Source organism: Pseudomonas sp. P2S-1 (assembly GCF_057197725.1).
In genome coordinates, this window is the sequence record NZ_CM170068.1 from 971,052 (window position 1) to 984,031 (window position 12,980).

Genomic DNA, 12,980 nt, shown 5'->3' on the forward strand with positions numbered 1-12,980 from the left:
GAGGCTGCTTTGCTGGTCTCGCCAGGTGATGTGCCGCGTACGCCAGTCGAGGATCAGGCGTTACGCAGCAACTGTTGCGGCGCGATGCCGTAGGCCTGTCTGAAGGCCTTGCTGAAGTGCGAGAGGTTGCTGAAACCGAACGTCAACGCCGCCACGCTGACCTGTTGGAACCGTCCGCTGGCCAGCCCCTCATGGCAGGCGGCGAGGCGCTGTTGCCAGAGCCAGCGCATGACCGTCGAGTCTTCGGCGGAGAAGATCCGGCTCAGGGTTCTCGCGGACAGGTGGGTCGCTGCGGCGATGCTGTCGACCGTCAGATCGGTCCGTGCGAGGTTCGCCAGCAGGTAGCGCTTGACCCGCTCCACCTGCTGTTCGCGGCGCAGTTCGGTCGCTGGGCCTTTGCTGCCGAAGGCCGCTTCATAGGCACCCGACAACACGTCGAGCAAGGCGCCGTTGAGACGCTCGCTGATCGGGGCCGGCATTGCCGGGCTGGTGCAGGTTTCCATCAGCAGGGTGCGGGCCAGACTGCCGAGGGGCGTCTGGCTTTCGAGCGTCCGGTTGAGGTAGCGCTCCACCTGCGGCAGGTGGCGCAGCACCAGCGCCCGTGGCACGCTCAACACGATTTGATCGTCGCCCTTGGGAAAGGACGCAGTGAAGGGGCGGGCGCCGTCGTACAGCACGATGTCGCCAGGGCCCTGTCGGGACAGCAGGTTGCCTTGCTGCACGTGGGCTTCGGTGCAGAAGCTCAGGGAAATGAAGAACTGGTCGATCTCGGCGTCCCGCCGCTCGCGGGTGTACTCGATGGGGAGTGAGCGAATCCGCGAGAATGACACGCTGCCTTTTGCGACCGTGCTGAGCGAACCGTCGAACCAGTCGTCGCTCAGTTGCCGGTTGGCCGTGGGGACGAAGTTTGCGCCGACGACATCCTGCCAGTAGTCGAAGCGTTCCCTGGCGCCGAGTTCAGCGGTGGAATAGAGGATTGTCATGGCAGGACCGGGCGAATGGATTGCATGCGGGCTACGATAACAGGTCTTCACACCGTGGTGCGAAGGGGGATGACGGCGGCCGACACCTGCAGGTGAATGCCGAGAGGGATTGTTTTAGATACATAACAATTATGGTCTCGACGCGTGGATCATAGGCTCTCAGGGTCGCCAAAGAACATACTGATCCTCGACCGCAACCATTTCTCCCCCGGATCATTATCCTGCGCCCCCCGCCAGGCCATATGCAGCTCGAACGTCCTGGTCTCCAGCGGCAACTCTTCAGCCCGCAATCCCCCAGCAGCCGTCAGGATATCGGCGGTATAGTCCGGCACCGTCGCCACAATATCCGTCCCCGTCAACAAACTCCCCAACCCATTGAACTGCGGCACCGCCAGCACCACATGCCTTTCCCGCCCAAGCTTCGCCAGCTCCTCATCGATAAACCCGCTCAGATCCCCGGCAAACGACACCAGCGCATGGGGCCGCTTGCAGAAGTCATCCAGGCTCAACGAGCCCGGTACGCTGTCCGCTCGCAGCAGCTTCGGCTTGCTGCGCCGCAGCACCTTGCGCTTGGCATTGGCCGGCAGGTCGTCGGTGTAGCTGACGCCAACCGAGATTTCCCCGGAGGCGAGCAAACCCGGCATCAACAGGTAGTTGACCCGCCGTACCACCAGCACCACCCCCGGGGCTTCGGCGCGCACGCGCTTGAGCAGCAGGGGCAGCAAGGCGAACTCCGCGTCGTCGGACAGCCCGATCCGAAACACCGAAGTACTGGTCGCCGGATCGAAATCCGCAGCCCGACTGACCGCAGTAGAGATGGAGTCCAGTGCCGGCGAGAGCAGGGCAAAGATCTCCGTCGCCCGCGCCGAAGGCTCCATGCTGCGTCCGGTCCGCACGAACAGCGGGTCATCGAACAGCGTGCGCAACCGCGACAACGCCGCACTGATCGCTGGCTGCCCGAGAAACAGCTTTTCCGCCGCCCGGGTGACGCTACGTTCGTGCATCAGGGTCTCGAAGACGATCAACAGATTGAGATCGACGCGGCGCAGGTCGTTTCGGTTCATCGGGCTTCGCTTCGTTGGCGGGTGGGGCGAGGGGTGATTCTTGCGGGTAAAGGCTGTTACCCTGCGGCACAGATTATGGCTGCGTGCCATTCTACGGCAAGCCCCGTAGCATGAGCCCAATCGATGACAAGCATGTCGACTATTAATGACCACTGATGGTCTAACACTGAAAGCCCCGATAGAGTTCAGGGCATTAGAGGTTCACTAGGCGAGGTTTGCGATGTCCCGCATGATCCGTTTCCACAAGTTCGGCCAGTCCGAGGTGCTCAAGATAGAGGAGCTGCCTACGCCTGCGCCGGCTGCCGGGGAAGTGCAGATTCGTGTCCAGGCGATTGGCGTCAGTTGGTACGACGTGCTCTGGCGGCAGAATCTGGCACCGTCCCAGGCGCGCCTGCCGGCCGGTATCGGCCACGAGATGGCGGGCGTGGTGACGGCCTTGGGCGAGGGCGTCGATGACCTGGCCGTCGGCGACAAGGTCGCCAGCTTCCCGGCCACCAGTCCCAACGACCATCCCGTCTACGGCGAGATCATCGTGCTGCCACGCACGGCGCTGACCCGTTACCCGGATATCCTCAGCCCGGTCGAGGCCAGCGTGCACTACACGCCGTTCCTCATGGCCTACTTTGCCTATGTCGACCTGGCCCGGGCCAAGGCCGGGCAGACCGCGCTGATCACCGACGCCAGCCACTGCGCCGGGCCGTCCTTCGTGCAACTGGGCAAGGCCCTGGGGCTGAAGGTGATCGCCGCGACCCGCGAGGCCGACGAGCGTGAGCCGCTGCTCAAGCTGGGCGCCGACAAGGTGATCGTCACCGAGGAGCAGGATCTGCTCATGCAGATCAACAAGTACACCGACAACCGTGGCGTCGATATGGTCCTCGACGGGCTCGGCGGGCCGCAGATGTCGCTGCTCGGCGATGTCCTGGCGCCCCGCGGCAGCCTGGTGCTGTACGGCTTGCAGGGCGGTAACCAGACACCGTTCCCGGCTTGCGCGGCGTTCCAGAAGAACATCCAGTTCTTCGTGCACTGCATCAGCAACTTCACCGGCAAGCCGGAGCTGGGCATCACCCAGGACCAGGTCGCCCTGCACCGTGCCTTGCGCGATATCAACCAGTTCACGGCTGATCGCCAGTTGCAGACCCAGATCATCCAGGTCTATCCGTTCGAGCAGGTGGTGGAGGCGCACCGACATATGGACGAATGTCCTTGTGGCGGACGTGTCGTGTTGCAATTGCCGGACGCCTGATCACCACTGCTGTGCCCTCCTGCCAGGCCCGAGCGATCGCTCGGGCTTTTTTGTGAATTTTACCTTCTTAAATTTCAGAAATTTCCTATTAGTCTTATGGGGACTAAGGACATCGCATGGGCTATGTTGTTGCTGTCGGAATAAAGGTACTGCAGCGTCTGTAGCGTTACCTGGAGCGGTGCGGAAATCTCCGGTCTCTGCCTGGCTTGTACTTCTCCGCCTACCAGAAAAGTGTTCTTCCTGTTGTCGTCTCAAGGAGCGAGATATGTACGTCGAAATACCCGGTCGGACCGACGCCCCGGCCACAAGGCCGGCAGCCGTTGGCTGGACGCCTGCGCCGTGGCGCCTCACAACTTGTGAAGTGATGCGGTAAGTATGTAGGAAGTTTCCTTCAATATAGACGCTGCTTCGTCCGTGATGTCCATGCAGAACTTCGAGAGAACTTCGCATGTGCACTTTTATGGGCGGGCATCAAGTTTTCAATGGTTGCGATAATTATCAGGGAATTGAATATGGGCGCGATTCACGACCAGGCCATGCAATATGTCTATCAGCAGGTGCTGCAGCGGGTGCTGGAGCGCATGACCCAGGGTCAGCGCGCTTCCTTGCAGTTGCTGATCCAGCGCTTGCTGGTGATCGCCGGTGGCCTGGAGTGCATCAGCGGGCTCAAGGTGATGCTGGTGCACACGGGAAGCCCGGACAGCACCCAGAGCCTGGCTTTTCTCCGCGCCGCGCAACTGACCCTGGCCGCGCGGTCGCCCGCGACCTTCAACCTGCGCGTCGCCACTGCGCGGCACAGCGATATGCCGGCGGTGGTGCTGAGCAATATCGAGCGCGCCTTTGCGGGATTGGTGGTGCATGACGATCCCCGGGTCGAGTTGCTGATGCTGGAAGATGGCCAGGTTCGTGACTTCGATGTGCGTCAGCCGATCTGCCGCGCCCAGCAGCAGGCCGACCGGCATGCCGTGCTGATGGCCGGGCACCTGACCGGCGGCGACGTGCGCATGGCCCTGGGCCACCGGCACTATCTGGACCTTGCCGATCTGCATCGCCTCGGTGCTGCCTGGAACGGTGGGGTGGACGTCCTGATCAGTGGCGAGCCGGGGCGCCAGCGCAAGCGCTTCATGGCTACCGCCCTGCGCATGATGCGGGCGGCGGGGATACCGCGGGTGCGGCCGGTCGAAGCGTTTCCCCAGGCGCTGTTCGAGGTGGTCGCGGCGATCCGCGACGAGTACCGCATGCCCCAGCCACAGGACAGTACGGCCGAGAGCAAGGGTTTCGACACGCGTCTGCGCATGCCGCGCTTTATCGCCATCGACGACCTGACCTACGACCCGGTCTGCGGTCACACCAGCCTGCTCGCCGAGCTGCTGCGCTTCGAGCATGACCCTTGGGCCTTCGGCTTCTCCCGCTGCGAGGTCGGCAATCCCATGCTGCGCGCGCACCTGTTCGGGCTGCGCCGGGAATTCATCGAGGACGGCAGCTACCAGGACGGCCTGGCGCTCTGCTTGCAGCGCAGCGAGGCGGGCATGCAGGCCGACGCGCTGCCAGCGGTCCTGCGCGAGCATTTGCTTGGGCCCTGGCAAGGGGGAGAGGACCTGCAGCAGGTGCGCCGCCTGGCCGGAGACTTCGCGTCCCAGGCCTGGGGCATCAGCGAGGCGCAACTGGTCAGCCTGCTGTTTGCCCCGATCATCGAGCAGGGCCGGCGCCTGGAGGACTTCCTGCGCCGGTGCCACCCGGGCATGCTGGTGGCCCTGCCGTACCTGCACAAGGCGTTGCAGGGGCAGTCGGCGACCGACCCGGTGAAGCAATGGCTGACCGGGACCACGGGCTTGCCGATGGAAAGCTTGCAAGCGTTGTACCGGCGTTCGCCATTGTTGGGTGGTGCTCGATAGCACTTGGGATGTGGACGGTGGGAAGCGGGTGAGACGGCTCTCCACGGTGGTCGTGTCGGCCGTTCAGTTCCAGGCGAACCGATAGACTCGATCCGGGGTCCTGGCCTCGCATTTCCCGTTATCCGCATCCGCTCCCACCACATACCACTCCGCCCGCGAGGTATCCCCCAGCTTGCGCGCCCTGCCGGCATCGAAACAGCGCTCCAGCTCGGTCTCCGGCACCAGGGCGAAGGTCCCCGGGTGCTGGCGCATCCAGAACAGCGCATCGCTGGTGTTGGAGCGGGAAAAACCGAAATGCACGATCGGCTGGCGGGCGAACAGCCAGTGGCCTTCGCGCCATTGCACCAAGGCCAGGTCGGCACCGCCGGTAGCCTCCGCCGCCTCGGCCATCAGGGTCTCATGGGGGTTGCGACCCTCCTTGAAGGGCTCGACCACCCCGCGCACGAACCACAGGCTGAACCACACCACCGCCACCGCAAAGAACACCTTGCGCCGGAGCGGACGTGCCAGGAACCAGCGTTTGAGCAACCACGGCAGCAACGGCGCGATGGCCAGCACCAGGCCGGGCAGGGCGGGGAAGATGTACAGCTTGCGCTTGCCGCTGCTGATGCTGAAGAACAGCAGCACCAGCGCTACCCAGCCGAGCAGGACAAGGAAACGCCCGTCCTGCTTGCGCAACTGACGCCGCCACGCCGGCACCATCCACGGCAGGACCAGCAGCAGCGGCAGCCAGTACTTGGGGATCACGTCGCTGAAGAAGTACCAGAATGGCTCGCGATGGTCCCAGGCGTTGGTGTAGCGGGCGGCGGTCTGGCGCAGGAGGATTTCCTTGAGGTAGGCGATCTCCGCCGCGCCGCCGCCATGGGCAATCGACACAAGCAGCGGCAGCAGCCAGAAGGCGCATCCTGCCAGCACGCAGAGCAGTCCCAGGCTCCAGCGCCAGCCCTGGCCCGGCATGACGGCCACGTCGGACCAGCGTCGATGCACGGCCCAGGCATAGGGCAGCAGCATCAGTGCCGGCAGGAAACCCACGCCCTTGCTGATGATGCCCAGTCCCATCGCCGCACAGCCGGCATAGAACCAGCCCCACGCGGGCCCCAGCAGCAGATGGCGGATCAGCCCGTAGAAGCCCAGCGCGACCCAGAGACAGAGAAAGCTGTCGATCTGTCCGGTCCGCAGGATGCTGTAGGTCTGGTAGGTGGCAAGGAACAGCAGCGCGGCGATCCGCCCCACGCGGCGGTTCCACAGGCGCCGGCCAAGGTCGTAGAGCACCGCGGTGATGGTCGCCGCCGAGAGCAGGCCGGGGATATACAGGGCGACCTTGGGCAGCCCGGTCAGTACCGTGAACAACGCCACCGTCCACATGAACAACGGCGGCTTGTCGCCGTAGATCTCCCCGGCACGGTGGGGGATGAACCAGTTGCCGTTCTGCAGCATTTCCAGGGCGACGCCGAGGAACCGTTCTTCGTCGACGTTCATCGGCTGGCGCCAGCCGATCCCGGCGGCCACCAGCAGTACGGCGAGGACAACCAGGGCCAGGCCTTCGCGCCTGGCGCTTGCGAACCTGAACATCGGCTATTGCTCCTGCGGCTTGTTGCGTGCGATCAACTGCAGGTTGCGCAGGTAGACCAGGAAACCGAAGGACTGGCCGATGATGAATACCGGGTCTTCGCGGTAGATGGCGTAGGCCAGCAGCAGGGCGCTGCCGAGCATGCTCAGGTACCAGAAGCCCACCGGGATCACGCTGCGCCGCTTGAACTCGCTGTACAGCCATTGCAGGACGAAGCGGCCGGTGAACACCGCCTGGCCGGCGAAGCCGACGATCAGCCAGAGGGTTTCCCGGGTCATCCTTCGATCTCCTGGGGCAGGGTGTTCAGGCGGGTCCGGCGGATCAGCCACCAGACCCCGACCAGGTCGAGGATGCCGACCAGGGCGCGGTCGATATTGCCGTACTTGGACGTGCCGGCCTGGCGGTGCCGGTGGTTGACCGGGTGCACCTGCATGCGCCCGTTGTGGCGCAGGATCAGCGCCGGGATATAGCGGTGCATATGGTCGAAGTAGGGCAGGCGCAGGAAGGCGGCGCGCTCGATCAGCTTGAGGCCGCAGCCGGTGTCCGGGGTGGCGTCCTTGAGCAGGCGCCGGCGCAGGCCGTTGGCGAGGCGCGAGGCCCAGCGCTTGCTGGCGCTGTCGCGGCGGTTGACCCGGTGCCCGGCTACCAGTTGCAGGCCGGGGGTGGCGCGGACCAGGCGGAGCATGCCGGGGATATCCGCCGGGTCGTTCTGGCCGTCGCCGTCCAGGGTCGCCAGCCATTGGCCACGGGCCGCCTGCGCGGCGTGCCAGAGCGAGGTGCTCTGGCCGAGGGAGCGGTCGTGGTGAAGGATGCGCAACTGCTCGAAACCCTGGGCCTTGAGGCGCTGCAGCACGGCCAGGGTCTGGTCGTCGCTGCCATCGTCGACCACCAGCACTTCATAGCGTTGGTCGGTGAGGGCGTTGCGGATCTCGCTGAGCAGGGACGGCAGGTTTTCGGCTTCGTTCTTCGCCGGAATCAGTACCGAAAGATCGATCATCGGGGCTACCTGAAGGCTGTTGGGGTGGGCTGGGCGCGGTAGAACCCGCGGTACCAGCTGACGAACCGGCTGACGCCGTGCTCGAGGGAAATGCCTGGGGAGAAATCGATCCAGCGCGCCAGGGACGACACGTCCGCCCAGGTCTCCAGGACATCGCCGGGTTGCAGTGGCAGGTAATTGCGCCGGGCCTCGATACCCAGGGCGTTTTCCAGGCAGTCGACGAACTCCAGCAGGCGCACCGGCTGGCCGCGGCCGATATTGAACAGTTGCCAAGGCGCTTCGCCGGCCCTGGCGATTGGCGGCTTCAGGCGCAGGCGCAGCAGGCTCTCGACGATATCGTCGATATAGGTGAAGTCGCGGCCCATCAGGCCATGGTTGTAGATATCGATGGGGCGGCCGGCGAGCATCGCTTCGGTGAACTTGAACAGCGCCATGTCCGGACGGCCCCAGGGGCCATAGACGGTGAAGAAGCGCAGGCCGGTCATCGGCAGGCCATAGAGATGGGCGTAGCTGTGGGCCATCAGTTCGTTGGCGCGCTTGCTCGCGGCGTACAGGGACACCGGTTGCTCCACCGGGTCTGCCTCGGCGAACGGCAGCTTGGCGTTGGCGCCGTAGACCGAGCTGCTGGAGGCGTAGACCAGATGCTGTGGCGGGTGCTGGCGGCAGGCTTCGAGGATGTTGAGGAAGCCGACCAGGTTGGCCTGGCCGTAGGCGCCGGGGTTGTCCAGCGAGTAACGCACCCCGGCCTGGGCGGCCAGGTGGAAGACCTCGCTGAAGTTGAACCTGGCGAACAGGGCCAGCAGTTCCGTCGGGTTGGCGATGTCCAGCGGCTGGAAGCGAAAAGCCGGGTACTGCGCCAACTGCTGCAGGCGCGCCTGCTTGAGTTCGACGCTGTAATAGGGGGTGAGGTTGTCGATGCCGAACACCTCCAGACCCGCTTCGCACAGGCGACGGGCCAGATGGAAACCGATGAAGCCGGCAGCGCCGGTGACGAGGACGGGCATGGAGTGGGGCGGATCCTTGGTGGACGGGCTGAAAGAAAATGGCAGTTATTTGTTTAAGGTTTGTTAACGAAGCTGTAATGGACATGGCGCTCGTCGCAGGTTCTTCATTGCGCCTGCTGGCCCTATCGCTGGCAAGCCAGCTCCCACAGGGTTCGCGGCGCACACAGAACCTGTGGGAGCTGGCTTGCCAGCGATAGGGCCAGTAGAGGCACCGAATGGGCATGGGCTTGCCTCGATCCGATCCACGGTGATTGCCAGCCGCTACTATCTGTATGTATAACCAGTGCCAGATTTCCCCAGGTATTGCCCGCCCGTGATCGCCGACTCCCGCAACGACCCCTTCTACTACCTGCACAACTTCCGCCAGGTACTGGACTGGCTGCACCTGCGCTACGCCGATCTGCTGGACGCCGAGGAACGGGGTTTCATCGAGGGCTTCCGCCTGCTGCCCCAGCCGAGCCAGGCGCTGCTGGTGCGCATGGTGATGCGCAAGGGCCTGCTGTTCCGCGAGCGGCGCCTGAGCTATGCCGAGATCGGCCCGACGCTGCCGGCCATGGCACCCCTGCTGGAACTGGGCTGGGTCGACAGCGAGGCGCCGCTGGCCCTCGACGAGCTGTTCCAGATCCTCCTCAAGGACGAGATCGCCCGCTGCTTCGCCACCCACCTGACCCACCCGAAAGCCGCCAAGCACGAGCTTTACGAGCAATTGAGCGAGCTGTTCCCGGAGGCCCGCACGCTGCACGAGTGGTGGCCCGAGTCCCCCGAACCGATCTACGCCCTGCGCCAGCAGGCGGTGTGCGACCGCTTGCGCCTGCTGTTCTTCGGCAACCTGTACCAGGACTGGTCGGAATTCGTCCTCGCCGACCTCGGCCTGCTGCGCTATGAACAGGTGGAGTTCAGCGCCGACTCCCGGGCCCTGCGCGAGCGCGGCGACATCGAGTTGTGCCTGGCCCTGCATGCCTGCGCCGAGCAACTGGAAGGCGAGGTGGACGTCGATCTGCTGCTCGCCCGGCTGGACGGCCTGAATACCGAGAACCCTTGGCTGCAACGGCGCCGGGCCAAGCTGCATTACCAGCTCGCCTACCTGTGCGAGCGGGCCGGCCACCTGGATCGGGCGCTGTCGATCTATTCCGCCTGCGCCCACCCCCAGGCCCGCGAGCGGCATATCCGCGTGCTGGAGAACAGCGGCGAGTACCAGTCGGCCTTCGACCTGGCGACCCAGGCCGCCGAACGCCCCGGCAATGCTGCCGAAGCCCAGGCCCTGGGTCGCATCCTGCCGCGCCTGAAACGCAAGCTCGGTGGCCCGCCCCAGTCCCGGCGCAAGGCCCAGGCCATCAGCCGTCTCGACCTGACCTTGCCGGCCGACTGGTCTGCCCTCGGCGTCGAACAGGCGGTGCTGGTGCATTTTGAAAGCACCGATGCCCCGGTGCATTACGTCGAGAACACCCTGTTCAACAGTCTGTTCGGGCTGTTGTGCTGGCAGGCGATCTTCGCGCCGCTGCCGGGCGCCTTCTTTCACCCGTTCCAGAGCGGCCCGCAGGACCTGCTCGACGCTGGCTTCCATAACCGCCGCGCCGAGCTGTTTGCCGAGTGCCTGGGTCAGCTCGACGACGGCCGCTACCGCCAGACCCTGCGCGAAACCTACACCGCCAAGCACGGCCTGCAATCGCCCTTCGTGTACTGGGAGCTGCTCAGCCCGGAACTGCTGGAGCTGGCCATCGATTGCCTGCCCCCCGAGCACCTGAAGCAGTGTTTCCTGCGCCTGCTGGAAGATATCCAGGCCAACCGCGCCGGCATGCCCGACCTGATCCAGTTCTGGCCGACAGAAAAGCGCTACCGGATGATCGAGGTGAAGGGCCCCGGTGACCGCCTGCAGGACAACCAACTGCGCTGGATTGAGTTCTGCACCCTTCACGGCTTGCCCGTGGATGTCTGCCATGTGCAATGGGCCGCGGCATGAGCTACAAGGTCGCGGTGCGCACCCTGTGCGAGTTCACCGCCAAGGTCGGCGACCTTGACCTGCGCTTCACCCCGTCACCCACGGCCCAGGAGGGTATTGCCGGGCACCGGCGGGTGGTCTCGCGGCGGGGCGAGGGCTACGAGGCGGAAGTGGCGCTGGAAGGGCGATTCGGTGAACTGGAGGTGCGCGGTCGCGCCGACGGCTATCTCCCGGCGCGCAACTGCCTGGAAGAGATCAAGACCCACCGCGGCGACCTGGCCAGCCAGCCGGACAACCATCGGCAACTGCACTGGGCGCAGGCGAAGGTCTATGGCTGGCTGATGTGCCAGCAGCGCGGGCTGGCGTCGATCAACCTGGCGCTGGTCTACCTGGATGTCGACAGCGACCAGGAAACCCGTTTCGAGATCACTGCCAGCGCTGCCGAGCTTGAGGCGTACTTCGACGAGCAATGCGGCCGCTTCATGCAATGGGCCGAGGCGCAATCCCGGCGCTTGAGCCTGCGCGATGCGGGCCTGGGTGCGTTGGCCTTCCCCTGGCCATCCTTTCGCAAGGGCCAGCGCGAACTGGCGGAAACCGTGTACAAGGCGGTCAGTACCGGGCGCTGCCTGATGGCCCAGGCCACCACCGGCATCGGCAAGACCCTCGGCACCCTGTTTCCCCTGCTCAAGGCCATGGCGAAGCAGCCGTTGGACAAGATCCTCTTTCTCACCGCCAAGACTCCCGGGCGTGGCCTGGCGCTCGATGCACTGCGCCAGGTCATGACCGCCATCCCCGAGCTGGCCCTGCGCAGCCTGGAACTGGTGGCCCGCGACAAGGCCTGCGAATACCCCGGCACGGCCTGCCATGGCGAGGCCTGTCCCCTGGCGAAGGGTTTCTACGATCGCCTGCCGGCAGCCCGGGCGGCGGCAATGCAGGTGCCGATGCTGGACAAGGCGCAGGTCCGCGAGCTGGCCCTGGCCCACCAGGTCTGCCCGTATTACCTGGCCCAGGAGCTGGCGCGCTGGGTCGATGTGCTGGTGGCGGACTACAACTACTACTTCGACCAGAACGCCTTGCTCTTTGGCCTGGCCCAGACCGATCAGTGGCGCCTGGCCGTGGCGGTGGACGAGGCGCACAACCTGGTGGAGCGGGCGCGGCAGATGTACAGCGCCAGCCTCGACCAGTTCCAGTTGCAGGCCCTGCGTCGGGAGCCGCCGGCCGGCATGGCCAGTGCCCTGCAAGGCCTCAACCGTGAGTGGAACCGCCTGTACAAGGATCAGTTGGCACCTTATCAAGCCAGCAGCGAGTTGCCGGCCGCCTTTATCAAGGCGCTGCTGCGGGTGGTCGGGCTGGTCCAGGACCTGATGAACCGTACCCCACAAGCCGTGGACCCGCCGCTGTTGCAGTTCTTCTTCCAGGCCTTGCAGTTCGTGCGCCTGAGCGAGGTGTTCGATGAGCACTTCCTGTTCGATATCAGCCTGCGCGGGGCAGGGCGCAAGCGCCTGGCCAGCCTGTGCCTGCGCAATGTGGTGCCGGCACCGCTGATCGGCCCGCGCATGGCGGCGGCGCGCAGCGTCACGCTGTTTTCCGCGACCCTCAACCCCCGGCATTTCTACGCCGACCTGCTGGGCATGCCGGCCGACACCGCCTGGCTGGAAGTGCAGTCGCCGTTCGTGGCCGAGCAATTGCGGGTGCGCATCGTTAGCCGGGTCTCCACCCGCTATCAGCACCGCCAGGCCTCGCTGGCACCCATCGTCGAGCTGATCGCCGGGCAATACCACGAGCAGCCGGGCAACTATCTGGCGTTTTTCAGCAGCTTCGATTACCAGCAGCAGGTGTCTGCACTGCTGGTCGAGCGTTATCCGGACATCGTCCAGTGGTCGCAATCGCCGGGGATGGACGAAGAGCAGCGCCAGGGCTTTCTCGAGCGTTTCGTCGAGGGCGGGCAGGGTGTCGGCTTCGCCGTGCTGGGCGGTGCGTTTGCCGAAGGGGTCGACCTGCCGGGCACGCGCTTGATCGGTGCCTTCATCGCCACCCTTGGCTTGCCCCAGGTCAATCCGGTCAACGAACAGCTCAAGCAGCGCATGGGCGCCTTGTTCAGCGCCGGCTTTGACTACACCTATCTCTACCCTGGCGTGCGCAAGGTGATCCAGGCAGCGGGGCGGGTGATCCGCGGCACCGAAGACCGCGGTACGGTCATGCTGATCGACGACCGCTTCGCCGAAGACCGGGTGCGCCGCATGTTTCCAAGCTGGTGGGCACCGGAAAGCAATTAGCCAGGCGCG

General features: G+C 65.1%; 10 protein-coding genes. 4 read left to right on the plus strand and 6 right to left on the minus strand.

Going from position 1 to position 12,980, the window contains the following annotated elements; translation table 11 throughout:
• Nucleotides 1-53: 53 nt before the first annotated feature.
• Nucleotides 54-983 carry a helix-turn-helix domain-containing protein gene (locus tag AC2CQI_RS04490; RefSeq protein WP_075803136.1) on the minus strand — a complete coding sequence of 310 codons (930 nt, stop codon included), beginning with the start codon at nucleotides 981-983 and terminating at the stop codon, nucleotides 54-56.
• Nucleotides 984-1,132: 149 nt separating this feature from the next.
• Nucleotides 1,133-2,047 carry a LysR family transcriptional regulator gene (locus AC2CQI_RS04495; RefSeq protein WP_075803135.1) on the minus strand — a complete coding sequence of 305 codons (915 nt, stop codon included), beginning with the start codon at nucleotides 2,045-2,047 and terminating at the stop codon, nucleotides 1,133-1,135.
• 220 nt (nucleotides 2,048-2,267) lie between these two features.
• Between AC2CQI_RS04495 and AC2CQI_RS04500 the strand changes: the two genes are divergently transcribed.
• On the plus strand, nucleotides 2,268-3,290 hold the full coding sequence (locus AC2CQI_RS04500) for a zinc-dependent alcohol dehydrogenase family protein (RefSeq protein ID WP_075803134.1): 1,023 nt from the start codon (nucleotides 2,268-2,270) through the stop codon (nucleotides 3,288-3,290).
• Nucleotides 3,291-3,802: 512 nt separating this feature from the next.
• Nucleotides 3,803-5,185 (plus strand): hypothetical protein, encoded by a 1,383-nt coding sequence (locus tag AC2CQI_RS04505; protein ID WP_484579315.1) that lies wholly within the window; start codon nucleotides 3,803-3,805, stop codon nucleotides 5,183-5,185.
• Between the two features lie 63 nt (nucleotides 5,186-5,248).
• Here the strand turns inward: AC2CQI_RS04505 and AC2CQI_RS04510 are convergent, their stop codons facing one another.
• Genes AC2CQI_RS04510 through AC2CQI_RS04525 form a run of 4 tightly spaced genes read right to left on the minus strand, consistent with a single transcriptional unit; the run spans nucleotide 5,249 to nucleotide 8,756 of the window.
• Nucleotides 5,249-6,757 carry an ArnT family glycosyltransferase gene (locus tag AC2CQI_RS04510; protein ID WP_484579316.1) on the minus strand — a complete coding sequence of 503 codons (1,509 nt, stop codon included), beginning with the start codon at nucleotides 6,755-6,757 and terminating at the stop codon, nucleotides 5,249-5,251.
• Nucleotides 6,758-6,760: 3 nt separating this feature from the next.
• Entirely contained in the window at nucleotides 6,761-7,033 is a 273-nt protein-coding gene (locus tag AC2CQI_RS04515; RefSeq protein ID WP_075803131.1) for a lipid-A-disaccharide synthase N-terminal domain-containing protein, read from the minus strand.
• On the minus strand, nucleotides 7,030-7,752 hold the full coding sequence (locus tag AC2CQI_RS04520; RefSeq protein ID WP_484579317.1) for a glycosyltransferase family 2 protein: 723 nt from the start codon (nucleotides 7,750-7,752) through the stop codon (nucleotides 7,030-7,032). Before AC2CQI_RS04520 ends, AC2CQI_RS04515 begins: the two co-directional genes overlap by 4 nt.
• Before the next feature lie 5 nt (nucleotides 7,753-7,757).
• Entirely contained in the window at nucleotides 7,758-8,756 is a 999-nt protein-coding gene (locus AC2CQI_RS04525; protein WP_484579318.1) for an NAD-dependent epimerase, read from the minus strand.
• A gap of 313 nt (nucleotides 8,757-9,069) precedes the next feature.
• Here AC2CQI_RS04525 and AC2CQI_RS04530 point away from each other — a divergent pair, with 313 nt between their 5' ends.
• Both AC2CQI_RS04530 and AC2CQI_RS04535 read left to right on the plus strand, forming a co-directional pair.
• Nucleotides 9,070-10,716 carry a VRR-NUC domain-containing protein gene (locus AC2CQI_RS04530; RefSeq protein WP_484579319.1) on the plus strand — a complete coding sequence of 549 codons (1,647 nt, stop codon included), beginning with the start codon at nucleotides 9,070-9,072 and terminating at the stop codon, nucleotides 10,714-10,716.
• Nucleotides 10,713-12,971 (plus strand): ATP-dependent DNA helicase, encoded by a 2,259-nt coding sequence (locus tag AC2CQI_RS04535; protein WP_484579320.1) that lies wholly within the window; start codon nucleotides 10,713-10,715, stop codon nucleotides 12,969-12,971. The genes AC2CQI_RS04530 and AC2CQI_RS04535 overlap by 4 nt, the downstream gene beginning before the upstream one ends.
• Nucleotides 12,972-12,980: the final 9 nt, after the last annotated feature.

What these genes read in the sequence shown, in the direction of transcription:
- AC2CQI_RS04520 (WP_484579317.1), bottom strand. Translation starts at nt 7,752, where the DNA reads ATGATCGATCTTTCGGTACTGATTCCGGCGAAGAACGAAGCCGAAAAC.
- AC2CQI_RS04535 (WP_484579320.1), top strand. Translation starts at nt 10,713, where the DNA reads ATGAGCTACAAGGTCGCGGTGCGCACCCTGTGCGAGTTCACCGCCAAG.
- AC2CQI_RS04505 (WP_484579315.1), top strand. Translation starts at nt 3,803, where the DNA reads ATGGGCGCGATTCACGACCAGGCCATGCAATATGTCTATCAGCAGGTG.
- AC2CQI_RS04500 (WP_075803134.1), top strand. Translation starts at nt 2,268, where the DNA reads ATGTCCCGCATGATCCGTTTCCACAAGTTCGGCCAGTCCGAGGTGCTC.
- AC2CQI_RS04495 (WP_075803135.1), bottom strand. Translation starts at nt 2,047, where the DNA reads ATGAACCGAAACGACCTGCGCCGCGTCGATCTCAATCTGTTGATCGTC.
- AC2CQI_RS04490 (WP_075803136.1), bottom strand. Translation starts at nt 983, where the DNA reads ATGACAATCCTCTATTCCACCGCTGAACTCGGCGCCAGGGAACGCTTC.
- AC2CQI_RS04510 (WP_484579316.1), bottom strand. Translation starts at nt 6,757, where the DNA reads ATGTTCAGGTTCGCAAGCGCCAGGCGCGAAGGCCTGGCCCTGGTTGTC.
- AC2CQI_RS04515 (WP_075803131.1), bottom strand. Translation starts at nt 7,033, where the DNA reads ATGACCCGGGAAACCCTCTGGCTGATCGTCGGCTTCGCCGGCCAGGCG.
- AC2CQI_RS04525 (WP_484579318.1), bottom strand. Translation starts at nt 8,756, where the DNA reads ATGCCCGTCCTCGTCACCGGCGCTGCCGGCTTCATCGGTTTCCATCTG.